The sequence below is a fragment of the Pseudoalteromonas sp. Bsw20308 genome (assembly GCF_000310105.2).
GTDB classification, from domain to species: domain Bacteria; phylum Pseudomonadota; class Gammaproteobacteria; order Enterobacterales; family Alteromonadaceae; genus Pseudoalteromonas; species Pseudoalteromonas fuliginea.
Genome location: NZ_CP013138.1, coordinates 398,217 through 420,208 on the forward strand (window position 1 = coordinate 398,217; position 21,992 = coordinate 420,208).

General features: G+C 40.4%; 22 protein-coding genes. 16 read left to right on the plus strand and 6 right to left on the minus strand.

The features are described 5' to 3' along the window. Positions 1 to 493 precede the first annotated feature (493 nt). Positions 494 to 1,969 carry a bifunctional ADP-dependent NAD(P)H-hydrate dehydratase/NAD(P)H-hydrate epimerase gene (locus D172_RS01650; protein WP_007375926.1) on the plus strand — a complete coding sequence of 492 codons (1,476 nt, stop codon included), beginning with the start codon at positions 494 to 496 and terminating at the stop codon, positions 1,967 to 1,969. Positions 1,970 to 1,988: 19 nt separating this feature from the next. Here D172_RS01650 and D172_RS01655 read toward each other — a convergent pair whose 3' ends face one another. The 6 genes from D172_RS01655 to D172_RS01680 all read right to left on the minus strand — a co-directional run bounded on the left by D172_RS01655 (position 1,989) and on the right by D172_RS01680 (position 6,192). Next, complete coding sequence (locus D172_RS01655; RefSeq protein ID WP_007375927.1) at positions 1,989 to 2,423, minus strand: VOC family protein; 435 nt, start codon at positions 2,421 to 2,423, stop codon at positions 1,989 to 1,991. A 93-nt stretch (positions 2,424 to 2,516) separates the two neighbouring features. Beyond that, positions 2,517 to 2,798: a hypothetical protein gene (locus D172_RS01660; RefSeq protein WP_024596674.1), complete on the minus strand. Its 282-nt coding sequence runs from the start codon at positions 2,796 to 2,798 to the stop codon at positions 2,517 to 2,519. Positions 2,799 to 3,048: 250 nt separating this feature from the next. Further along, positions 3,049 to 3,276 carry a hypothetical protein gene (locus D172_RS01665; protein WP_033023224.1) on the minus strand — a complete coding sequence of 76 codons (228 nt, stop codon included), beginning with the start codon at positions 3,274 to 3,276 and terminating at the stop codon, positions 3,049 to 3,051. A 343-nt stretch (positions 3,277 to 3,619) separates the two neighbouring features. Further along, a complete protein-coding gene (gene groL / locus D172_RS01670; protein ID WP_002958835.1) occupies positions 3,620 to 5,269 on the minus strand; it encodes a chaperonin GroEL in 1,650 nt (549 codons plus the stop codon). 48 nt (positions 5,270 to 5,317) lie between these two features. Next, positions 5,318 to 5,605, minus strand: a complete 288-nt coding sequence (locus tag D172_RS01675; protein ID WP_002958836.1) for a co-chaperone GroES — start codon at positions 5,603 to 5,605, stop codon at positions 5,318 to 5,320. 110 nt (positions 5,606 to 5,715) lie between these two features. Then, complete coding sequence (locus D172_RS01680) at positions 5,716 to 6,192, minus strand: FxsA family protein (protein WP_007375929.1); 477 nt, start codon at positions 6,190 to 6,192, stop codon at positions 5,716 to 5,718. 178 nt (positions 6,193 to 6,370) lie between these two features. Between D172_RS01680 and cutA the strand changes: the two genes are divergently transcribed. The 15 genes from cutA (at position 6,371) to D172_RS01755 (ending at position 21,924) form a co-directional block, all read left to right on the plus strand. Continuing rightward, positions 6,371 to 6,691 (plus strand): divalent-cation tolerance protein CutA, encoded by a 321-nt coding sequence (gene cutA, locus D172_RS01685; RefSeq protein WP_007375930.1) that lies wholly within the window; start codon positions 6,371 to 6,373, stop codon positions 6,689 to 6,691. Beyond that, positions 6,691 to 8,520 carry a protein-disulfide reductase DsbD gene (locus tag D172_RS01690; protein WP_007375931.1) on the plus strand — a complete coding sequence of 610 codons (1,830 nt, stop codon included), beginning with the start codon at positions 6,691 to 6,693 and terminating at the stop codon, positions 8,518 to 8,520. Before cutA ends, D172_RS01690 begins: the two co-directional genes overlap by 1 nt. A gap of 228 nt (positions 8,521 to 8,748) precedes the next feature. Further along, positions 8,749 to 9,201 carry a type II 3-dehydroquinate dehydratase gene (gene aroQ, locus D172_RS01695; protein ID WP_007375932.1) on the plus strand — a complete coding sequence of 151 codons (453 nt, stop codon included), beginning with the start codon at positions 8,749 to 8,751 and terminating at the stop codon, positions 9,199 to 9,201. A gap of 38 nt (positions 9,202 to 9,239) precedes the next feature. Next, positions 9,240 to 9,698, plus strand: coding sequence for an acetyl-CoA carboxylase biotin carboxyl carrier protein (gene accB / locus D172_RS01700; RefSeq protein WP_007375933.1), 459 nt, complete (start codon positions 9,240 to 9,242; stop codon positions 9,696 to 9,698). A gap of 26 nt (positions 9,699 to 9,724) precedes the next feature. Further along, positions 9,725 to 11,065 carry an acetyl-CoA carboxylase biotin carboxylase subunit gene (accC, locus tag D172_RS01705; protein ID WP_007375934.1) on the plus strand — a complete coding sequence of 447 codons (1,341 nt, stop codon included), beginning with the start codon at positions 9,725 to 9,727 and terminating at the stop codon, positions 11,063 to 11,065. A gap of 125 nt (positions 11,066 to 11,190) precedes the next feature. Next, positions 11,191 to 11,661: a tRNA (adenosine(37)-N6)-threonylcarbamoyltransferase complex ATPase subunit type 1 TsaE gene (tsaE, locus tag D172_RS01710; protein WP_007375935.1), complete on the plus strand. Its 471-nt coding sequence runs from the start codon at positions 11,191 to 11,193 to the stop codon at positions 11,659 to 11,661. Positions 11,662 to 11,685: 24 nt separating this feature from the next. After that, positions 11,686 to 13,029: an N-acetylmuramoyl-L-alanine amidase gene (locus D172_RS01715; RefSeq protein WP_007375936.1), complete on the plus strand. Its 1,344-nt coding sequence runs from the start codon at positions 11,686 to 11,688 to the stop codon at positions 13,027 to 13,029. A gap of 36 nt (positions 13,030 to 13,065) precedes the next feature. Next, complete coding sequence (gene mutL, locus D172_RS01720) at positions 13,066 to 14,913, plus strand: DNA mismatch repair endonuclease MutL (protein ID WP_007375937.1); 1,848 nt, start codon at positions 13,066 to 13,068, stop codon at positions 14,911 to 14,913. 10 nt (positions 14,914 to 14,923) lie between these two features. Then, a complete protein-coding gene (gene miaA, locus D172_RS01725; protein ID WP_007375938.1) occupies positions 14,924 to 15,841 on the plus strand; it encodes a tRNA (adenosine(37)-N6)-dimethylallyltransferase MiaA in 918 nt (305 codons plus the stop codon). 81 nt (positions 15,842 to 15,922) lie between these two features. Then, a complete protein-coding gene (gene hfq, locus D172_RS01730) occupies positions 15,923 to 16,186 on the plus strand; it encodes an RNA chaperone Hfq (protein ID WP_007375939.1) in 264 nt (87 codons plus the stop codon). A 15-nt stretch (positions 16,187 to 16,201) separates the two neighbouring features. Beyond that, positions 16,202 to 17,491: a ribosome rescue GTPase HflX gene (hflX, locus tag D172_RS01735; RefSeq protein ID WP_007375940.1), complete on the plus strand. Its 1,290-nt coding sequence runs from the start codon at positions 16,202 to 16,204 to the stop codon at positions 17,489 to 17,491. Positions 17,492 to 17,591: 100 nt separating this feature from the next. Further along, positions 17,592 to 18,761 (plus strand): FtsH protease activity modulator HflK, encoded by a 1,170-nt coding sequence (hflK, locus tag D172_RS01740; protein WP_007375941.1) that lies wholly within the window; start codon positions 17,592 to 17,594, stop codon positions 18,759 to 18,761. Positions 18,762 to 18,766: 5 nt separating this feature from the next. Further along, entirely contained in the window at positions 18,767 to 19,645 is an 879-nt protein-coding gene (gene hflC / locus D172_RS01745; RefSeq protein ID WP_007375942.1) for a protease modulator HflC, read from the plus strand. A gap of 214 nt (positions 19,646 to 19,859) precedes the next feature. After that, positions 19,860 to 21,173, plus strand: a complete 1,314-nt coding sequence (locus D172_RS01750) for an adenylosuccinate synthase (RefSeq protein ID WP_007375943.1) — start codon at positions 19,860 to 19,862, stop codon at positions 21,171 to 21,173. A 112-nt stretch (positions 21,174 to 21,285) separates the two neighbouring features. Next, a complete protein-coding gene (locus D172_RS01755; protein WP_007375944.1) occupies positions 21,286 to 21,924 on the plus strand; it encodes a tetratricopeptide repeat protein in 639 nt (212 codons plus the stop codon). Positions 21,925 to 21,992: the final 68 nt, after the last annotated feature.

Below are 21,992 nucleotides of genomic sequence, written 5' to 3' on the forward strand. Positions count from 1 at the left end.
ACTTTTAAGTTAATTGTTATAAAAAGGTCACTTAGGTGGCCTTTTTTAATGCCTGAAGAAAAGTGTCATATGAAGGTGGCGCTCTTGCCTTAGGCGTAGGTGCTTTGTAGCAACGTTCAAAGCGTAATAATTAACTTTTAAGTTAATTGTTATAAAAAGGTCACTTAGGTGGCCTTTTTTAATGTCTGAAGAAAAGTGTCATATGAAGGTGGCGCTCTTGCCTTAGGCGTAGGTGCTTTGTAGCAACGTTCAAAGCGTAATTATTAGCCTAGCTAATTATTACCAAAAAGCCCGAGCCTAGTTTCGGGCTTTTTAATGTCTAAAATAAAGTGTCATATAAAAGCGGTATTCCTACTTTTGTTCCAGAGTGGCTTTTTATTTAAATATTTACCTCCTAACACAGCTACATAAAATACAAAAAATTAATTACTAATCTAGCCGATAGGTTTGAGTCTTGATAAAGTAAAATTAGAGCCAGTTAAGGGGAATATTTATGTTGAACCAAACTCTATTTAGCGCCGAGCAGGTGAGAGATAACGAAGCGCTTGCAGCTAAAAATAGCCATTGTGATTTATTTACCCTAATGGAGCGCGCAGGAGAGGCTGTATATAAGCAATGGCAGTTATTTGATGCAAAGCATGCATTAGTCATTGTTGGCCATGGTAACAACGCTGGAGACGGCTATATTACTGCTAGGCTGATCAAGCAATCAGGTCAACTGGTAACAGTATGCGCAGCTGAGCCTAATAAAGTATTAACCGGTGATGCTGCAAAGGCGCAGCAGTTATGGATAGAAGCGGGTGGGGTGGTTTCTCATTTTACAAAAGATGCTCTTAATGAGTGCGATATCGTTATTGATGCGCTCCTTGGGACTGGGCTTAATAACGCCGTGCGCGATAATTTTGCGAATATAATTAACGCTGTAAATAACAGTGGTAAGCCCGTAATAAGCATTGATATTCCATCAGGTATTGAGGCTAATACAGGGCAGCCTTTAGGGTGCGCAGTACAAGCTACTTCAACCGTTACTTTTGTAGGTATAAAGCAAGGGCTCACAACGACGGCAGGTAAACAATATAGCGGTAAGCTAGTATTTGATGATTTAGCAATTGGTGATGCGTTTACTTGTATCGCTCAATCTTCAGGAACTTTGATAAATATTAATAGCTTTAAAGGAATAGCCACGCGGGCAATCAATAGTCACAAAGGAAGCCACGGTAAACTTTTATGTGTTGGTGGCAATCAAGGTACTGCAGGTGCAATTAGGTTAAGTAGTGAAGCAGCTCTTAGAACGGGTGCTGGCATGGTAAGAGTGTATACACACGAAAGCTCAATAACGCCTATTAGTATTGGTAGACCAGAACTTATGGTAAGTAGTAATAACTTACATCAAGCGCTAGAGTGGGCAAGCTGCGTTGTTATTGGCCCAGGGCTTGGGCAAGACGAGTGGGCACAACAAACATTCGATGAAGTAATGCAATATTGCCAAAACAATAAAATGCCATTGGTTATAGATGCAGACGCCCTTAATTTACTCGCTAAGCAAGCCTCATCGTATATGTTAGAGCAATGCGTACTTACGCCACATCCAGGCGAAGCATCGCGACTGCTAAGTGTTAGTACCAGCGACATAGAATCAGACCGCTTTAATTATGCCCGCCTTTGCGCCAAGCGCTATAACGCGACTTGTGTATTAAAAGGCGCTGGAACATTAATAGCTAATGCCCAGCACACGTGGGTGTGTGAAGATGGCAATCCGGCATTAGCCGTTGGCGGCAGTGGCGATGTACTTACTGGTATTATTGGGGCATTACTTGCTCAAGGTTTAACTATTGATGAAGCAGCACGCTATGGTGTAACACTGCATGCTAAAGCTGGTGATATCGCAAGTGAGCGAGATGGGCAAAAGGGCATGCTACCCAGTGATTTATTCCCAATTGTAAGAGAGTTAGTTAATAAAGTGACGTGAGTTAAAGCGTCACTTTATCTCACTGATTATTAAGCTGCAGTAAATCCCATTTTGTACCATATAAGTCATCAAAAACCACTACGGTGCCATAGGGTTCTACTCTAGGCTCTTCGCTAAATGTAACGCCTTTAGAAAGCATTAAATTATAATCTCGCCAGAAATCATTAGTATGTAAAAATAAAAACACGCGCCCACCCGTTTGATTACCAATAGCACTCATCTGTTCGGGTGTTGTGGCTTTAGCAAGCAGTAGATTAGTCCTGCTCGAATTAGTCCCATTTGAACAAGCCCCGTTTGAATTTGGAGGTGAAATTAACACCCAGCGTTTACCATCTCCTAAATCAGTATCCTCCACTAACTCAAAGTTAAGCTTTTGAGTATAAAACTCAATGGCATCGTCGTAGTCCTTAACAACTAATGCAATGGTGCCGATATGCTGTTGAGCGTTAGTCATGTTTGGTTTACTCCGTACTATTAAATAAATGTGCTTTTTATCATATTTAGTAAACGATCAAGTAGGGTATATGCCCGCAGTATGTAATATGAATTAACTTACGAGTTCGTCTTCATCATCGGGTGGATCACCTGAGTCTTCTTTGCGTTTTCTTTGTTCTTGTTTTGCTTTTTGTACATTTTCGTATGTAGGCGGTGGGATAGGAATAATAGAAATAAGCGGAAAGAATGCTAAAAATAAATAAGCCCCCTTAGACATACTTTTACCCCACGTGACCATTTTGAGCATAGCCCAAACTACGAATGAGAATAACCCAGTCACAAGAGCAACAAAAACAAAGAAGATGAATATTTCGTTATTATTTAATAAATCCATTTAATATAAATCTTAGTTATACGTAACTTAGGTATGGGTATAAATTAAACAATATCAATGATTTTTATACTAAAAAGCAAAAAACCAGCCGAAGCTGGTTTTTTATATAAGCGAGGTGCTTAAACGGTGATGTTTATGTTGGGTAGCAGCAGTAAATTACTGCACAGCTGACCTCTAAGAAGCGTACGAGCGAGTTCCCGCGCATGCGCCTCAAACCTTTATAACTCAGCACCTAAGTACAGGCCAACGACTACTTTACTGAAGTAAGCTCTTGTACTGATTCTCCTATGTTCAGAGTACAACTCTCAATGTCATTCCCTGAGAAGATTTCCGCAGGGTTATTAAGCGAAGTTCTAAATTTAACAATAGTACCCCCCTTAGTTTTTAAGATGATCTCAGATCCAACAGGCACATTAGTATTAAAAATTACTGTTGTGCCTTCTTCAATTAGAACCTGTTCGAGAGAGTTATCTGACATAAGTATTTCCCATTAATAAGGCTTTATTGCCTAGTAAATATATATGGACATACATACAGTATTTCAAGAGCAGTGATGAATGATTTTTAAGCTTATTTATTCACTTGTAATTGTCGATTGCAATTAGGGTACAACAACTCTAAATGACTAATTTCATCTATTCCCTTTAACTCTTCCCACTATATGATGGATATTCCATCCGTTTCATTAATATTTTATGATGGCATTCCACGCGACGTGGTGACTCGAGGTTAAGCGATAATGTTTTTCACCTCCTTTAAAAGCAAAAAACCAGCCGAAGCTGGTTTTTTATATAAGCTAGGTGCTTAAACGGTGATGTTTATCACATCATGCCGCCCATACCACCCATTCCGCCCATGCCACCCATATCAGGTGCACCAGCAGATTCGTCTTTAGGGATTTCAGCTACCATTGCTTCAGTAGTGATCATTAGACCCGCAATAGACCCTGCAAACTGTAGCGCAGAGCGTGTTACTTTAGTTGGATCTAGGATACCCATTTCAATCATGTCGTTGTATTCGCCAGTTGCTGCGTTGTAACCGTAGTTACCGTCGCCGCCTTTAACTGCGTTAATTACAACTGATGCTTCGTCGCCTGCGTTTGTTACGATTTGACGAAGTGGCGCTTCCATCGCACGAAGTGCAACTTTAATACCGTGGTTTTGATCTTCGTTGTCGCCAACTAAATCAACTAGCTTGCTCGCAGCACGTACAAGTGCAACACCGCCGCCAGGTACTACGCCTTCTTCAACCGCTGCACGAGTTGCATTTAATGCATCTTCAACGCGGTCTTTTTTCTCTTTCATTTCGATTTCAGTAGCAGCACCTACTTTGATTACTGCAACACCGCCAGCTAGTTTAGCCATGCGCTCTTGAAGTTTTTCTTTATCGTAGTCAGATGTAGCTTCTTCAATTTGTGCTTTAATTTGAGAAACACGACCAGTAATACCTGCTTCTTCACCAGCACCGTCAATGATAGTTGTATCATCTTTAGTGATAATTACGCGTTTAGCTGTACCTAGGTCTTCAACTGTTGCTTTTTCAAGCTCTAAGCCGATTTCTTCAGAAATAACAGTACCGCCAGTTAATACAGCGATATCTTGTAGCATTGCTTTACGACGATCGCCAAAGCCAGGTGCTTTAACAGCTGATACTTTAACAATACCGCGCATGTTATTAACTACTAATGTAGCTAGTGCTTCGCCTTCAAGGTCTTCTGCAATGATTAGTAGTGGTTTACTTGCTTTAGCAACCGCTTCTAATGTTGGTAATAATTCACGGATGTTAGATATTTTTTTATCTACAAGTAGAATAAATGGGTTATCTAGTTCAACAGTGCCTTTTTCTGGGCTGTTGATAAAGTAAGGAGATAAGTAACCACGGTCAAACTGCATGCCTTCAACAACATCTAGTTCGTTTTCAAGTGATTGACCTTCTTCTACAGTAATAACACCACTGTTGCGGCCTACTTTTTCCATTGCTTGAGCAATGATATTACCAATCTCTTGATCAGAGTTAGCTGAAATAGTACCTACTTGTGCAATTGCTTTAGTATCAGAACAAGGAACAGATAACGCTTTAAGCTCTGCAACAGCAGCAATAACTGCTTTGTCGATGCCGCGCTTAAGATCCATTGGATTCATGCCTGCTGCAACAGCTTTAAGGCCTTCATTAACAATAGACTGTGCAAGTACTGTAGCGGTAGTTGTACCATCGCCGGCTGCATCATTTGCTTTAGATGCAACTTCTTTAACCATTTGTGCGCCCATGTTTTCAAACTTGTCTTCAAGTTCGATTTCTTTTGCTACAGATACACCATCTTTAGTGATAACTGGAGAGCCAAATGATTTGTCTAGTACAACGTTACGGCCTTTAGGACCTAATGTAACTTTTACTGCGTTTGCCAGGATGTTTACGCCAGTTAGCATTTTAGCGCGTGCGTCACCTGCAAAAAGTACTTCTTTTGCTGCCATGTTTTAAATTCCTCTAAATTCTTAAATGTTTATAAACGAAAAGTAGGTTTAGCCTACAATGCCTAAAATATTATCTTCACGCATGATCAGGTACTCTTGACCTTCGATCTTTTCAACTTTTTCAACATATGAGCCAAATAACACAGTGTCACCGGCTTTAACTTCTAACGCTCTCACGTCACCGTTATCTAAAACGCGACCATTACCTACGGCTACAACTTCTCCGCGAGTTGATTTTTCAGCTGCAGAGCCAGTTAATACAATACCGCCAGCAGATTTTGTTTCTTCTTCTAGACGTTTAACGATTACGCGATCTTGTAAAGGACGAATGTTCATGTTTTTTAGTTCTCCTAACAGTTTCTGAACAGTACAGAAAAAAGCTTTTCTAATTTGCATTCATTAATGGGGGTAGAGTGAAAAATTCCAAGAGAAAAAACGATAAATTTTTAATCTTTTCGCTCATATTCACCATCAATAGTGGTCGGCTGGTCCATTTGCTGCTGTTCACGCGGTGAATGTGGTTGTTGAGCAAATGGTGATGGCCCTTGTTGCATGCCTGCGCTCATTCTAACAGTTGCTTGGCTAGCAAGGCCTGCTGCCAATTTGTTACGAATGGCAGGGGTTAATAATAGTAGCCCAAATACGTCAGTCATAATGCCAGGAGTAAGTAGTAATACACCTGCAATTACAACGCATATTCCGGTAAATAATTCTTTAGCTGGCATTTGCCCTTGTGCCATTTGCGTTTGTACGTTTTGCAGGGCACTCATACCTTGTTGTTTAACCATTTTTGCACCTAAAATCGCGGTAATAACAACAAGTGCGATTGTTGCAAACCCACCAATTACATCGCTTACTTGAATCAGTAAGGCAATTTCGATAATAGGGATGATGATAAACAACACAAATAAAAATCTAAACATAACGCTCTCTAAATAATGACACTCAAAAGAGTTGATGAAATATAAATGAGGGTGACGAGGTCTCTTTTCAAGGTTAGGGCATAGGTATAGTCATTTTACTGATATTTAAGCGTCTACACATTGTATCGGCTATCAGATACTATGAAGCTAGACACTGTTAAATAAGTAAAGGTTCACAATGACTACGCAATTTAAACTGATTTTCACGATCTGCAAAGACGAAGACGAAGCACGTATACTTGCAAGGGCATTAGTTGAGCAAAAGCTTGCTGCTTGTGTAAATATTTTACCCAATGTGGGATCTATTTATATGTGGGAAGGCGAAGTGGCTGAAGCGACTGAAACTAAACTACTTATAAAAACGAAATCAGACAAAATGAACGATGTGTTTGTAACAATAAAAGCAATGCATAGTTATGAAGTTCCAGAGATACAAGTTATTGATGTTGCAACTGGAAACTTAGCCTATTTTAATTGGATGGATGAGGTACTGAATTAATGCGTTTTTTCTTTTTATTATTGGTAACGCTATTAACTGCGCCTGTAAAGGCTACAACTAATAATGTGCTTGGTGATCTCCTTGGGCCTCCGCAACAGACTTTTTTACCTGTAGACCAAGCGTTTATGTTTGACTTTGATCAGCAAGGCAGCACCTTGTTTGTAGGTTGGGATATAGCGCCAGACTATTATTTATATAAAAAGAAAATAGAAATTATCGCCAAAGGTGCAAACATTCAAGTAGGCGACTCCGGCAGTGGCGAAATTATTGAAGATGAATTTTTTGGTAAAACAGAGGTTTTTTTTAATTCCGCAAGTGTTATTAGTAAGCTAAGTAATGTTACCGACGGTGCCGTAGTTAAAGTGCGTTACCAAGGCTGTGCTAAAGCCGGGCTTTGTTATCCGCCAGAAGTTATTAGCATTCCACTTAGTGTAATTAGTGGCGCGCAGGTTAAAAATGTAGAGCAAAATAACACTACAGATGAAGCAGCAACTGCGCAAAGTACGTTTGCAGCACTCAATGAGCCTGCCACTGAACCTACAACAAATTCGGATGATGCCGAAAAAGAACTTACTTTTACCGAGCAGTTAGCAAGTCAGGGCTTAATAACTAATTTACTCATATTTTTTGCTGTTGGTGTTGGCCTTGCTTTTACGCCATGCGTATTCCCTATGTTTCCTATTTTGTCGAGCTTAATTGCGGGTCAGCAAAACCTTTCAACTAAAAAAGCCTTTGCACTATCGTTTGTATATATACAAGGTATGGCTGTTACTTACGCAGCACTAGGTTTGGTTGTTGCAGCGCTTGGTGGGCAAGTGCAGGGGTATTTACAGCATCCATTTGTGTTAATCAGCTTTAGTTTATTATTTGTATTATTGGCTATGTCTATGTTTGGCTGGTACGAAATTAAATTGCCAAGCAGTATGATGAGCAAGTTAACTCAGGTAAGTAATAATCAAAAAGGCGGCAACTACGTTGGCGTATTTTTAATGGGCGTGCTTTCGGGATTAATAGCATCACCGTGTACTACTGCGCCACTGTCGGCGGCGCTCTTATTTGTTGCGCAAAGTGGTGATTACTTAGTAGGTGGTTTAACACTATACGTGCTTAGTTTAGGTATGGGGTTACCACTTTTATTACTTGGTACATCTGGCGGTAAATTGCTGCCTAAAGCCGGTGGTTGGATGGAGCAAGTTAAAACCTTGTTTGGTTTTGTGATGCTCGTTGTGCCGCTTATATTACTTGAGCGACTAATCAGCGCAGACATAATATTATTAATGGCAGGTGTGCTTGCATTAGCAACGGCACTGTACTTACATCATTGGCAAAGTAGCCAAACACAAAGCAAGTTAAAAACTGCATTGTGGTTTGCTGCAACGCTATTAGTTATTACAGGCTTTACGTTAACAAAAAACTACTTTTGGCCGGTACAAGCGGTGCAGGTAAGCTCGCAAAGTAATGAGTTTAAAAAGGTGGCGGATTTAGCTGAGCTAAAAGAAGCCGTAGCGCAAGCGAGTAATGAAGGTCGAATGGTTATGGTCGACTTATATGCTGACTGGTGTGTGGCGTGTAAAGAGTTTGAGCATTACACGTTTCCAGATGCCAAAGTGCAAAGTGAATTTAGCCATTATCAGCTAATTCAAGTTGATTTAACTAACAGTGACAATAAAACAATTGAGCTAATGGAAGAGTACACCGTGTTTGGTTTACCTAGTATTTTGTTTTTTAATACTCAAGGGCAAGAGCTTAGTATGCAACGAGTGACTGGCTTTTTAAACGCTGATGATTTTGCTAAACACCTAGCTATGGTGCGCGCCAGCGCACAATAATAGTGCAATAGTGCCACCTATACTGATTAAGTGGCACCTTCTTTATTCTTCTGATACCTGTACCCATCACACTGATAAGACCAGTATTTTGCTGCTATTTACGTCGAAATCACTATAATAGTTGGTTAACGTGAGAAATTGTTGCTACATTGCTTTTTTTACTTACTTAAAAGTGAAAAATTAGTTAGTAACCGCTTAACTCATTACTTATAGGATATATCGCGTATTATGGCTGCAAAATTTAACCTTTTAGTTATAAATGGTCCAAATTTAAACATGCTTGGCAAACGTGAACCGGACAAATACGGTTTTCAGACGCTCAGTGAGATTATGAACGAACTAACCAGTGCTGCTGATAGTCTAGATGTTAAGTTAACGCATTTTCAAAGTAATAGTGAGCAAGTACTCATCGAACGAATTCACGATGCTTGGCAAGCGGTTGATTACATAATTATCAACCCAGCTGCATTTACGCATACTAGCGTCGCATTACGTGATGCACTGTTAAGTGTTGATATTCCGTTTTTTGAGGTGCACTTAAGTAACGTGCACGCACGTGAAGCCTTTCGTCATCATTCGTATTTTTCTGATGTGGCACAAGGCGTGATATGTGGATTAGGTGCAATGGGTTATCACGCAGCATTAAATGCGGCAGTTAACCGGTTGCAAAACGCAATTTAATTTTAAATTAACACACAAACTAACAGGCGGGTCGTGTAATGGATATTCGCAAGATAAAGAAGCTTATCGAATTAGTAGAAGAATCAGGTATTGCTGAGCTAGAAATCACTGAAGGTGAAGAATCAGTACGTATTAACCGTAACAATATGAGCGCAGGCCCAGGTTACCCGCAATTTGCTCCACAGCAATATGCACCAGCGCCAGCAGCACCAGTTGCAGCGGCTCCTGTAGCTGTTGAAGCAGCAGCACCAGCTGAGCCTATGGGTCATCAAGTTAAATCACCAATGGTTGGTTCTTTTTACTCAGCTGCGTCCCCTGAAGCGCCAGCATATGTAGAAGTAGGTCAGCAAGTTAAAGTTGGCGATACACTTTGTATTATCGAAGCTATGAAAATGATGAACCAAATTGAATCAGATAAAGCCGGTACAGTAAGAGCTATCTTAGCTGAAAATGGCGAGCCAATAGAATTTGATCAACCTCTATTCATCATTGAATAATAGCGTAACCTAAAAGGCCAACTCTAATGTTAGATAAAGTAGTCATTGCAAACCGAGGTGAAATTGCACTTCGTATATTGCGCGCCTGCAAAGAGCTTGGGATCAAAACGGTTGCTGTGCATTCAACGGCAGATCGCGATCTTAAGCATGTATTGCTTGCAGATGAAACCATCTGTATTGGTAGACCTTCAGCAACTGAAAGTTATTTAGATATTCCGCGCATTATTGCTGCGGCTGAAATAACTGACGCTGTAGCGATTCATCCTGGTTACGGTTTCCTTGCAGAAAATGCTGATTTTGCCGACCAAGTTGAGCAAAGTGGTTTTGTATTTATTGGCCCTCGTGGCGACACTATTCGTCTTATGGGTGATAAAGTGTCTGCTATCGCAGCAATGCGTAAAGCAGGCGTTCCATGTGTTCCTGGCTCTGACGGCCCAGTATCAGATGATAAAGAACGCAACATGCAAATCGCTAAGCGTATCGGTTACCCGGTAATCATCAAAGCTGCTGGTGGCGGTGGTGGTCGTGGTATGCGTGTTGTTCGCAGCGAAGCTGAACTTATTGATTCAATTGCATTAACACAGCAAGAAGCTAAGCAATTCTTTGGTAATAGCATGGTTTACATGGAAAAATTCCTTGAAAACCCACGCCATATCGAAGTTCAAGTATTAGCTGACGGCCAAGGTAATGCAGTACATTTAGGTGAACGTGATTGTTCTATGCAACGTCGTCACCAAAAAGTAGTTGAAGAAGCGCCAGCACCAGGGATTACTGCTGAAACGCGTAAATTCATTGGCGAGCGCTGTACACGTGCATGTATCGAAATTGGATACCGTGGTGCAGGTACGTTTGAGTTTTTATACGAAAACGGCGAATTTTACTTCATCGAAATGAATACACGTATTCAGGTTGAACACCCTGTTACTGAAATGGTTACTGGTATCGATTTAGTGAAAGAGCAGTTAAAAATTGCAGCGGGTCAACCGTTATCATTCACTCAAGACGACGTTGTTATTCGTGGTCATGCTATTGAGTGCCGTATTAATGCTGAAGATCCTGAAACGTTTATCCCGTCACCGGGTAAAATTACCCGTTTCCATCCAGCGGGTGGTTTAGGTATTCGTTGGGACAGCCATATTTACGCTGACTACACGGTTCCACCACATTACGATTCAATGATTGGTAAGCTAATTACTTACGGTGAAAACCGTGACGTAGCTATTGCTCGCGCGCGCAATGCACTTAACGAGCTAGTAATTGACGGAATTAAAACTAATACTCCTTTGCATAAGAGAATTCTTGCAGATGAAAACTTCCAAAATGGTGGCACTAACATCCACTATCTTGAGAAAAAATTAGGGTTATAATTCTAGCGTTTTAAAAACCGGCTTAGGCCGGTTTTTTTATGCCTGAAACTGCAATTTATCGCCTTAAATAAATATTCTGGTATGATTGGCAAACATGCGCTTTTAAGTAAATTTTTGAGGTAGTAATGACGCGTAGTTTTGAATCACACCTAAATGATGAAGTGGCAACCGTTACTATGGGGAACCAAGTTGCAGCTATTATAGAGCAAGGTGCGGTGATTTATTTACATGGCGATTTAGGAGCTGGTAAAACCACGTTTACCCGTGGCGTAGTGCAAGGCTTTGGCCATACTGGTAAGGTTAAAAGCCCCACATATACGTTAGTAGAACCTTATGAGCTTGAACAAGCAAATGTTTATCATTTTGATTTATACCGTTTAGGCGACCCTGAAGAACTCGAATACATGGGAATACGCGATTATTTTTCAGCAAATGCAATTTGTGTTGTTGAATGGCCTGAAAAAGGTGGCGAATTTATTCCTGTGCCTGATTTAGATATTACCCTAAGCTATGTGGGTAACGAACGTAAAATTGTTATTAATAGTGCGAGTGATCGCGGTGTAGCAATTGTCGAAAAACTAAATAAAAAACAATAAAATAGTGAAGGCAGTAATTATCAAATGAGTCGAGGTGCAGTTAAACTCTTTATTTACCTTATGGTTATTACCATAAGCCTGCCGCTGTGGGCGAAAAATACGATTAATAGCGTACGTGTATGGCCATCTCCAGACAGTACGCGTGTGGTGTTTGATTTAAGTGACAAGCCCGACTTTAGTTATTTTATGCTAAAAAACCCTAGCCGCTTAGTGGTCGATTTAGAAAATACTAGCGAGTTAAAAATACTGCCAGGTGTACCACCAAAACATCAAATAGTGAGCAAGCTACGCTACTCAAAACCTAAAAATAAGCACAGTGTACGGTTAGTGTTTGAATTAAACGCACCAGTAAAGCCTGTTGTGTTTGCTTTAGCACCTACTGGTCCTTATAAAAATAGACTCGTTGTTGATTTATATAATAAGAGCCAAGCAAAAACTGTTGTATCACCTGCACAAACAGCGGCTAAAAATCGCCAATTAAGTCAAGAACGCGACATTGTTATTGCAATTGATGCAGGCCATGGCGGCGAAGATCCTGGCTCCATAGGTCCATCAGGCACGTACGAAAAAACAGTCACATTACAAATAGCAAAGCGATTAGAGCGTATGATCGACGGTGAGCGCGGTATGATTTCACGTATGGTACGAAGCGGTGATTATTTTGTAAAACTCAATACGCGTACTAATCGAGCGCGTGAAAAAAAGGCCGATTTTTTTGTTTCTATTCATGCTGATGCATTTACAAGCCCAGGACCAAATGGTGCCTCTGTTTGGGTGTTATCACTAAGGCGTGCTAATTCAGAAATAGGTAAATGGATAGAAGATAAAGAAAAGCACTCTGAGCTTTTAGGTGGTGCTGCTGATGTAATGAAAGATGCCGCTAATGAAAAATATCTAGCACAAGCATTGCTTGATATGTCGATGGACCACTCGATGAAAACTGGCTTAAGTGTAGCCGACGAGGTGGTTAAAGAGTTGCGTAAAGTTGCCAAACTGCATAAAAAAGATCCGCAACACGCGAGCCTTGCTGTACTTAAGTCACCAGACATTCCATCTATTTTGGTAGAAACGGGGTTTATATCTAACCCGCGAGAAGAAAAATTACTTAAAAGCGCTAATCATCAAGAGCGTTTAGCTAAAGCGATATTTACTTCAATTAAAAATTATTATTTAAAAAATCCACCTGATGATTCTTTATTTGCCAAATTAAAGTCGCAATACCCAACAAAACATAAAGTACGCCCTGGAGAGTCTTTGAGTATGTTGGCAAGTCGTTATGGCATTACGGTCAGTAAATTAAAGCAAGTTAATAAACTAAGCTCTAATACTTTATTTATTGGGCAAGAGCTTGATATACCGCAAAGTTAGTCATTATTATCAGCGCAATGTTTGCTAGGAAGTTCCATGAATATTGAAATATTACCCGCGCGTTTAGCCAACCAAATAGCTGCAGGCGAAGTGGTCGAGCGTCCAGCGTCGGTAGTAAAAGAGCTAGTCGAAAATAGTTTAGATGCTGGTGCTAACCGTATTCAAATAGATATAGAGCGCGGCGGCCACAAACTTATTCGTATTCGTGATAATGGCACTGGGATAAGTAAAGATGAGCTAACGCTCGCGCTTTCTCGCCACGCAACAAGTAAATTAAAATCACTTGATGACCTTGAAAACATTTGCTCACTTGGCTTTAGAGGGGAAGCACTTGCGTCAATTAGTTCTGTGTCGCGTTTAACGCTGAGCTCAAAACCAAAAGAGCAAGAAGCAGCTTGGCAAGCTTTTGCAGAAGGCCGCGACATGGCCGTGCAAGTAAAGCCAGTAGCGCACCCCGATGGCACAACCATTGAAGTAAAAGATTTATTTTTTAATACTCCAGCACGTCGTAAATTTTTACGCACCGAAAAAACTGAATTCAGCCATATTGATGAGTTGATAAAGCGTATTGCGCTTAGTCGCTTTGATGTCTCTATTACACTAACTCACAACGAAAAAGTAGTAAGGCAGTATCGTGCCAAAACTGATCCCTCTCAGGCTATAACACGCGTAGCACAAGTTGCAGGCAAGGCCTTTGCCGAGCAAGGTTTGCATATTCAATCAGGAGAAGGCGGTTTACAGTTGCATGGTTGGGTGCTGCCTGTAGGCTCAGCGAATACTACTCAGTACACTTATGTGAATAATCGCATGATGCGCGATAAGCTTATTTTACATGCGATACGCCAAGCGTTTGAAGAGGTGAGTGGGACGCAAGAGCTACCTGGGTTTGTTATTTATATTGATATTGACCCACGACAGGTCGATGTAAATGTTCACCCTGCTAAGCATGAAGTGCGTTTTCATCAAGGGCGATTAATTCATGATTTTATATTGCAAGCTATTAAGCAAGTTGTAGTACCTCTGCAAGGTGAGTTTGTTAGCGAGTCAGTAAGCACTGAAACTGAATTTTCTTCTGTGTTCACAAGCCCAACACATAGTAGCGGTAATAATATAGAGAGCGATGGAGTATTTGATTACCCTAAATCGCAATTACAGCCCTCTTACTCTGGAAGTGCTGGTAGTTCGTCATCAGGCACACGAAGTGGCGTGGGGAGTGGGACATATCGCGCTACATCAAGTGCGAATCATCATGACGTAAATGCGTTTTATCAAGGAGTGAGTGAGCAACACGCTGCGCATTTTGACAATACAGCCAATGTATCTGCAGCACAACACCAGTCAGTATCTGTTGATAATGTCTTAAAAGCTGTTTCTATTATAAGTGTTAGTGAAGGAGTGTGTGTCTTTAGTGAAGAGCAGCAATTGTATTGCTCACATTTTAAATATGCATTAGTTGATGATTGGCATAATCAAATTAAAGAGTTCGGAAGTTTAGAAGGGAAAGCCCTTTTGTTACCTGTGCGGGTAAGCCTAGACAAAGAAGATTGCTTGCTTATAAAGGCTCAGCAATCGTGGTTTACATTACTTGGTTTTGAACTCGTAATAGAAAAACAGTTTGTAATGGTTAAAAAATTACCAGCGTGTTTATATTTACTTGATGTAAGTACAGCAATAGGTGAGCTGCTTGATGCATGTAAAGCGGGACTCGAAAATATAGAGAACTGGTTAGCGTGGCAGATGAAATGTGTACCAACTCGATTTTATTTGAGCAATGTATTTTTAGCGCAACAAATACGCTTACAAAATAATCCGCAAACTATTGAACGCTTACGCGAAAAAGCAGTTAAAATAGAGTTAAATCACTATTTAACGCAATTAGATTAAGGTATCAGTGTTGAGTAATTTACCAGTTATATTTTTAATGGGTCCAACTGCTGCTGGTAAAACAGCATTGGCTATCTCACTGTGCGAGCATTTAAATACAGAAATAATCAGCGTTGATTCAGCGTTAGTGTATAAAGATATGAACATTGGAACTGCAAAACCCGATGCAGAAGAACTTGTTAAAGCTCCACATCATTTAATTGATCTACTTGACCCGAGTGAAACGTATTCAGTTGCAGATTTTAGGCGCGATGCAGTGCAAAAAATTGACGAATTCCATAGACAAGGTAAAGTACCTGTATTGGTTGGGGGTACAATGTTGTACTTCAAATCTTTAATTGATGGTTTATCGCCTTTGCCTGAAGCAGATGCAGTAATAAGAGCAGAATTAGAAGCACAAGCTAAAGAATTTGGCTGGCCTCATTTATATAAAGAATTAGCTAAAGTTGACCCTAAAGCAGCTGAAAAAATGAGTGAAAATGATTCACAAAGAATTAATCGCGCTTTAGAAGTTTACCGATTAACTGGTAAAACCATGACTGAGTTGCAAAAGCAAAAACAGCCACCTTTACCTTATACTTTTCATCAATTTGCGATTGCACCGCAAGAACGCAGTGAATTACATGCGCGAATTGAAGAAAGGTTTAAAATAATGATTGATCAGGGGTTTGAAAATGAAGTTTCGACCCTATATCTACGTAAGGATTTACACCCCAATATGCCTTCTATTCGTTGTGTAGGTTATAGACAAATGTGGGATTACCTTGCGGGTGAGATAGACCATGATGAAATGGTTTTTCGCGGCATCGCTGCTACACGTCAATTGGCCAAACGTCAATTAACTTGGTTGAGAAGCTGGCCTGATGTTACTTGGTTAACAACAGGTGATGAAGAAAACTTGCATCGTGTAGTAAGTTCGCTAAGCTAGTAGTAGTTGAACAAAATTTAGCTTTGTTAAATAAGTTCAGCCACTTAATTATAATAACACCTAGAACGAAGGAATAATAACATGGCAAAAGGCCAATCGTTACAAGACCCATTTTTGAATGCACTACGTCGTGAGCGCATTCCAGTATCAATCTTTTTGGTAAATGGCATAAAATTACAAGGTAAAATTCAGTCATTTGACCAATTTGTTATTTTACTTGAAAACACTGTAAACCAAATGGTGTATAAACACGCAATTTCAACAGTTGTACCTGCTCGCGCAGTCAACTTCCAAGGTGTTCAAGGGGATGAGAGCACTGAAGAGCCAGAAGCTGGAAACTTTTAATTAGGAGCGTAATGCTTGTTTGACCGCTATGAATCCGGCGAACAGGCAATTTTAGTTCATATCGACTTACCTAAAGAAGGAGATCGTGAAGATCTTCATGAATTAGAAATGTTGGTATCCTCTGCTGGTGTTAGTAGTTTGGCGGTTGTGCAAGGCAGCCGTCAAGCACCACATCCGAAACTATTCGTCGGTACCGGTAAAGCAGAAGAAATAGCTGAAATTGTCAAAATCCACAATGCAGATGTCGTTATTTTTAATCATCAACTCAGACCGTCACAAGAGCGTAACTTAGAACGCGTTTGTGAGTGTCGTGTACTTGATAGAACGACGCTAATTCTTGATATTTTTGCCCAACGTGCACGTACCCATGAAGGTAAGCTGCAGGTTGAATTGGCACAACTTCGCCATATGTCAACTCGATTAATTCGAGGCTGGACCCATCTTGAACGTCAAAAAGGCGGGATTGGCTTGCGTGGGCCAGGTGAAACCCAACTTGAAACCGACAGACGATTACTTCGTGCTCGTATTCAAAATATTCGTGCGCGTTTGGCTAAAGTAGCTGTACAGCGCGAACAAGGTAGGCGAGCTCGTACACGTAATGAAATACCTACTGTATCGTTAGTGGGTTACACGAATGCGGGTAAATCTACGTTATTTAATCGTATTACACACTCAGACGTATATGCGGCCGATCAGTTGTTTGCAACGCTTGATCCAACTTTACGCAAGCTTGAATTAGGTGATGTTGGCCCCGTTATTTTAGCGGATACGGTTGGTTTTATTCGTCATTTACCGCATGACTTAGTCGCGGCTTTTAAAGCAACGCTTACTGAAACTCGTGAAGCTGATTTACAGCTACATGTAATTGACGCAGCAGACTCTCGTCTTCAAGAAAATATTGAACAAGTACAATCGGTGCTTAAAGAAATTGAAGCCGATGAAGTACCACAGCTATTAATTTATAATAAAATTGATGCGCTAGATAACGCAGCTCCCCGTATTGATCGCGATGACGAAGGACAACCTATAAGGGTGTGGCTTAGCGCCCAGACTGGTGAAGGCTGTGAATTACTTAGTGAGGCCATTAGTGAGTTACTTGCTAAGAAAATGTTTAACGAAACCTTATTTCTTACGCCATTGTATGGTCGCCTAAGGGCTGCATTATTTAGTTTAAATGCAGTGCATGAAGAGCGATTTGATGATCAAGGTAATTGGCTGTTAGATGTTAGAATGCCTATGGTTGAGTGGAATCGTTTAATTAAAGAATTTGGTCCTGAAATTGCTGGTTTTATCAGCCGTAATTAAAAATTGACGTTTAAATGTCGGTTTTTGTATGAGAAACGCGGTAGATTTGTTAGATTTAACACAATTTCCTAATTTATTTAGATAACAATGGAGTATAGCTATGGCCTGGAATGAACCGGGTAATAATGGCAATGACAAAGATCCGTGGAATAATAAAGGCGGACGTGATCAAGGCCCACCTGATTTAGACGAGGTGTTCCGTAAATTTAGTAACAAGTTCGGCGGCTTATTTGGCGGGAAAAAATCCGGCAATGGTAGCGGTGGTGGACTTGGCGGAGCCGGTATTTCATTTATACTTATTATCGCCGTTATTGTATGGGCGTTAAGTGGTATTTACACGGTAAAAGAAGCCGAGCGTGGTGTGGTTCTTCAATTTGGCAAATATGACCGAATTGCAGATCCAGGTCTGCGTTGGAAAATGACGTTTATTGAAACAGTGATCCCAGTCGATATTGAAGCAGTTCGTTCACTATCAGCTACTGGCTTTATGTTAACTGAAGACGAAAACGTAGTAAGCGTTGAGTTTCAGGTGCAATACCGAGTTATTGACCCATACCTTTACAAATTTAGTGTAACTAATGCTGATAGCAGCTTAGAAGAAGCATTAGATAGCGCACTGCGCTATGTTGTGGGCCATGCCAAAATGGACCAAGTTTTGACTAATGGTCGTGAGGTTGTTCGTCAAAATACATGGGATGAGCTTAATAAGATTATCGAACCATATAACTTGGGTTTAATTGTAACTGACGTTAACTTTAAAGATTCTCGTCCGCCAACTGAAGTTAAAGATGCATTTGATGATGCAATTGCTGCACAAGAAGATGAAGAACGTTTCATTCGTGAAGCAGAGGCCTACGCCCGTGAAATTGAGCCTCGTGCACGTGGTCAAGTAACACGTATGACGCAGGAAGCTGAAGGTTACCAAGAGCGTATAACTTTAGAAGCACAGGGTGAAGTGGCTCGGTTTGAAAAGTTATTACCTGAATATCAAGCAGCTAAAGAAGTTACTCGTGAGCGCTTATACATTGATGCAATGGAAGAAGTGTTAGGGAGTAGTTCTAAAGTATTGGTTGATGTTAAAGGTGGTAATAACATGATTTATTTACCGCTTGATAAGATCATGGATAAGCAAGGCACAGCAACACGTGTTGCTCTACCAAGCTCAAGTGATATTCAAGATTTACGTAATAAAGTGAATACATCACGCAATAGCACTGTTAATGGTGGTAATGACCGCTTTAACAATGATCGCTTTAATGAAGGGAGATAAGCATAATGAAAAACTTTAGTTTAGTAATACTATTAGCTGCCATTGTGATGTCTTTCTCGTCAGTTTTTGTTGTACCTGAAGGGCAAAAAGCAATTGTTTTGCTATTTAGCAAAGTACAAAAAGACAGTGAAGACAGTGCTGTTGTTTACAGCCCTGGTTTACACTTTAAAGTACCATTTTTTAGCCAAGTACGACGTATTGATGCGCGTATTCAAACATTAGATGGTACGCCAGACCGCTTTGTTACAAGTGAAAAGAAAGACTTAATTGTTGATTCATTTGTAAAATGGCGTGTAAACGATTTTAGCACTTTTTACTTACGTGCTCGTGGCGATAAGCAATATGCTGAAACGTTACTTGAACAAAAAGTAAATAATGGCTTGCGTACTAACTTTGGTACGCGAACTATTCGCGAAATTGTATCAGGTGAGCGTAGCGAGTTAATGGAAGAGGCGTTAGTACAAGCTTCTGAAAGTGCACGCGAGTTAGGTATTGAAGTGCTCGACGTACGCGTTAAGCAAATTAACCTACCTCAAGAAGTCAGTAGCTCTATTTATCAACGTATGCGCGCTGAGCGTACTGCCGTTGCAAAAGAGCATCGTTCTGAAGGTCAAGAAAAAGCTGAAACTATTCGTGCCGGTGTCGATCGCCGTGTAACGGTTATGCTTGCTGATGCAGAGCGTAATTCTCGTTCTGTACGTGGTCAAGGTGATGCAGACGCTGCTGGGATTTATGCAAATGCATATAATAAAGACCCTGAGTTCTTTAGTTTTGTACGCTCGCTAGAAGCATATAAAAAGACTTTTAAAAATAAGCAAGACGTTATGGTGCTTTCACCAGATAGCGACTTCTTCCAATATATGAAAGGTGCTAAAGCTCAATAAGCTTTACATTAAGTATTTAAAAGTTAAAAGCCTCGCATTTGCGGGGCTTTTTGTTAATGGGTATTTAATAGTTTAAATTACTGTTATTTATGTGGTTATTAGCTATCGTTTAGGTTTAAAAAAAACTACGCGGAAAAAATAAGCTGAACAGGGGTGATCTTTACTTTAGTTTTCTGGTAAAATCTCGTCCTAATTTTCTCTAAGTGAATTTACAATGGGTAAAAACGTTGTTGTATTAGGCACCCAATGGGGTGACGAAGGTAAGGGTAAGGTAGTTGACCTCCTTACGGACAAAGCATCTTTAGTAGTTCGTTATCAAGGTGGCCACAATGCGGGTCATACTTTAGTTATCGAAGGTGAAAAGACGGTTCTACACCTTATTCCATCGGGTGTATTACGTGACAATGTTAAATGTGTGATTGGTAATGGTGTAGTTTTATCACCAGAAGCGCTAATGAGAGAAATTGGCATGCTTGAAGAGCGCGGCGTACCAGTACGCGAGCGTCTTTTAATAAGCGAAGCATGTCCACTAATCTTGCCTTTCCATGTTGCATTAGATGTAGCCCGCGAAACTGCTCGTGGCGATAAGCCAATTGGAACTACCGGTCGTGGTATCGGTCCAGCGTACGAAGATAAAGTGGCGCGCCGTGGTTTACGTGTAGGTGACTTGTTTAATCCGGAATTATTTGCAACTAAATTAAAAGAAGTTCTTGAATACCATAACTTCACTTTAGTTAACTACTACAAAGTAGATGCTGTAGATTTCCAAAAAACGTTTGATGATGCAATGGCTGTTGCTGATATCTTAAAAGCAATGGTTGTAGATGTAACTGAGCTTTTAGATCAAACGCGTTTAGCAGGCGAAAACATTTTATTTGAAGGTGCGCAAGGTACGTTACTTGATATCGATCACGGTACTTACCCTTATGTAACGTCTTCAAATACTACCGCTGGTGGCGTTGCGACGGGTGCAGGTTTTGGTCCATTAAACCTTGATTACGTTCTAGGTATTATTAAAGCGTACACGACACGTGTTGGTTCAGGTCCTTTCCCTACAGAGCTTTACGATGGTCTTGATAAACAAGATCCAGTTGGTAAGCATTTAGGCGATAAAGGCCATGAGTTTGGCGCAACAACAGGTCGACTTCGTCGTACTGGTTGGTTAGATGCAGTGGCTATGCGCCGTGCAGTTCAAATCAACAGTATTTCAGGTTTTTGTTTAACTAAGCTTGACGTTTTAGATGGTTTAGAAACACTTAAAATCTGTATTGGTTACAAGCTCGAAGATGGTACAGTTACTAACGTAACGCCATTAGCAGCTGAAGGTTACGATAAAGTAACACCAGTATACGAAGAGATGCCAGGTTGGTCAGAGAACACAGTTGGTGTAACAAGTCTTGACGGTTTACCAAAAGCTGCAATTGACTACATCAAGCGTATTGAAGAAATTACGGGTGTTCCAATTGATATTATTTCTACAGGCCCAGATCGTGTAGAGACTATGGTACTTCGCAACCCGTTTGCGTAATTACTATTAGATTAAAAAAAGCTGCCTAGTGCAGCTTTTTTTGTGCCTAAAATTCACTTTGGAACGATCTTTGTATAGTATTTTGTAGATATCATTTTTATATGTGGCGAATATGCGTTTATTATTTTGTAATTCAATGTTGGCAATATCGCTAACATCACTCTCTTTACTCATAAGTGGCAATAGCTTAGCTGAGGAAACGTCTGCTGCTGTGCCGTTGTACACTGAGCCTGAGTTGATTGCATTGATAAATAAAAATGTCCATTTACAGCGCGTAAAGGCTGATGATTGCCAGTTAGTGCAAGATATAGAAGCACGAGCCAATAAAATGGCGTTACCGTCTTATCAGTTTTTATATGGCGATATGCTGGCTTATAACGTATGCGTTGATCGCAATGTAGAGTTAGGTGTGTATTATATGCGTAAAGCTGCTCAGCAGGGCTTAGCGGCAGCATTAGAGCAACTAGGACGTTACTACGACACTGGCCGATTAGTGCAACAAGATAAAGCGATGGCAATTACGTATTTACGTGAAGCTTCATCGCAAGGCAATTTAAAAGCTCAATTGCGCTTGGTTAAATTATTTAATGATGGCTTTGGTAGTCCACGAGACTTTGAAGATGCGTATCGATGGTTGTTTAACTCTATGGTGGCAGATAAGGCAACCCATCAAAAAATTGAACAATCACTTACTCAATTAGCTGAAAAAATGCCAGCAAGTGTGGTTGCTCGAGCTCGTCTTCCTATTTAATGGCTTTAAAAAACAAAACCCTAACTTTTTAAGTTAGGGTTTTTTAGTTTTTACAGACTGTAAAAGTA

Excerpts from the sequence above, each read along its gene's own strand:
- D172_RS01650 (WP_007375926.1), top strand. The coding sequence starts at position 494 with ATGTTGAACCAAACTCTATTTAGCGCCGAGCAGGTGAGAGATAACGAA.
- D172_RS01655 (WP_007375927.1), bottom strand. The coding sequence starts at position 2,423 with ATGACTAACGCTCAACAGCATATCGGCACCATTGCATTAGTTGTTAAG.
- D172_RS01660 (WP_024596674.1), bottom strand. The coding sequence starts at position 2,798 with ATGGATTTATTAAATAATAACGAAATATTCATCTTCTTTGTTTTTGTT.
- D172_RS01665 (WP_033023224.1), bottom strand. The coding sequence starts at position 3,276 with ATGTCAGATAACTCTCTCGAACAGGTTCTAATTGAAGAAGGCACAACA.
- groL (WP_002958835.1), bottom strand. The coding sequence starts at position 5,269 with ATGGCAGCAAAAGAAGTACTTTTTGCAGGTGACGCACGCGCTAAAATG.
- D172_RS01675 (WP_002958836.1), bottom strand. The coding sequence starts at position 5,605 with ATGAACATTCGTCCTTTACAAGATCGCGTAATCGTTAAACGTCTAGAA.
- D172_RS01680 (WP_007375929.1), bottom strand. The coding sequence starts at position 6,192 with ATGTTTAGATTTTTATTTGTGTTGTTTATCATCATCCCTATTATCGAA.
- cutA (WP_007375930.1), top strand. The coding sequence starts at position 6,371 with ATGACTACGCAATTTAAACTGATTTTCACGATCTGCAAAGACGAAGAC.
- D172_RS01690 (WP_007375931.1), top strand. The coding sequence starts at position 6,691 with ATGCGTTTTTTCTTTTTATTATTGGTAACGCTATTAACTGCGCCTGTA.
- aroQ (WP_007375932.1), top strand. The coding sequence starts at position 8,749 with ATGGCTGCAAAATTTAACCTTTTAGTTATAAATGGTCCAAATTTAAAC.
- accB (WP_007375933.1), top strand. The coding sequence starts at position 9,240 with ATGGATATTCGCAAGATAAAGAAGCTTATCGAATTAGTAGAAGAATCA.
- accC (WP_007375934.1), top strand. The coding sequence starts at position 9,725 with ATGTTAGATAAAGTAGTCATTGCAAACCGAGGTGAAATTGCACTTCGT.
- tsaE (WP_007375935.1), top strand. The coding sequence starts at position 11,191 with ATGACGCGTAGTTTTGAATCACACCTAAATGATGAAGTGGCAACCGTT.
- D172_RS01715 (WP_007375936.1), top strand. The coding sequence starts at position 11,686 with ATGAGTCGAGGTGCAGTTAAACTCTTTATTTACCTTATGGTTATTACC.
- mutL (WP_007375937.1), top strand. The coding sequence starts at position 13,066 with ATGAATATTGAAATATTACCCGCGCGTTTAGCCAACCAAATAGCTGCA.
- hfq (WP_007375939.1), top strand. The coding sequence starts at position 15,923 with ATGGCAAAAGGCCAATCGTTACAAGACCCATTTTTGAATGCACTACGT.
- hflK (WP_007375941.1), top strand. The coding sequence starts at position 17,592 with ATGGCCTGGAATGAACCGGGTAATAATGGCAATGACAAAGATCCGTGG.
- hflC (WP_007375942.1), top strand. The coding sequence starts at position 18,767 with ATGAAAAACTTTAGTTTAGTAATACTATTAGCTGCCATTGTGATGTCT.
- D172_RS01750 (WP_007375943.1), top strand. The coding sequence starts at position 19,860 with ATGGGTAAAAACGTTGTTGTATTAGGCACCCAATGGGGTGACGAAGGT.
- D172_RS01755 (WP_007375944.1), top strand. The coding sequence starts at position 21,286 with ATGCGTTTATTATTTTGTAATTCAATGTTGGCAATATCGCTAACATCA.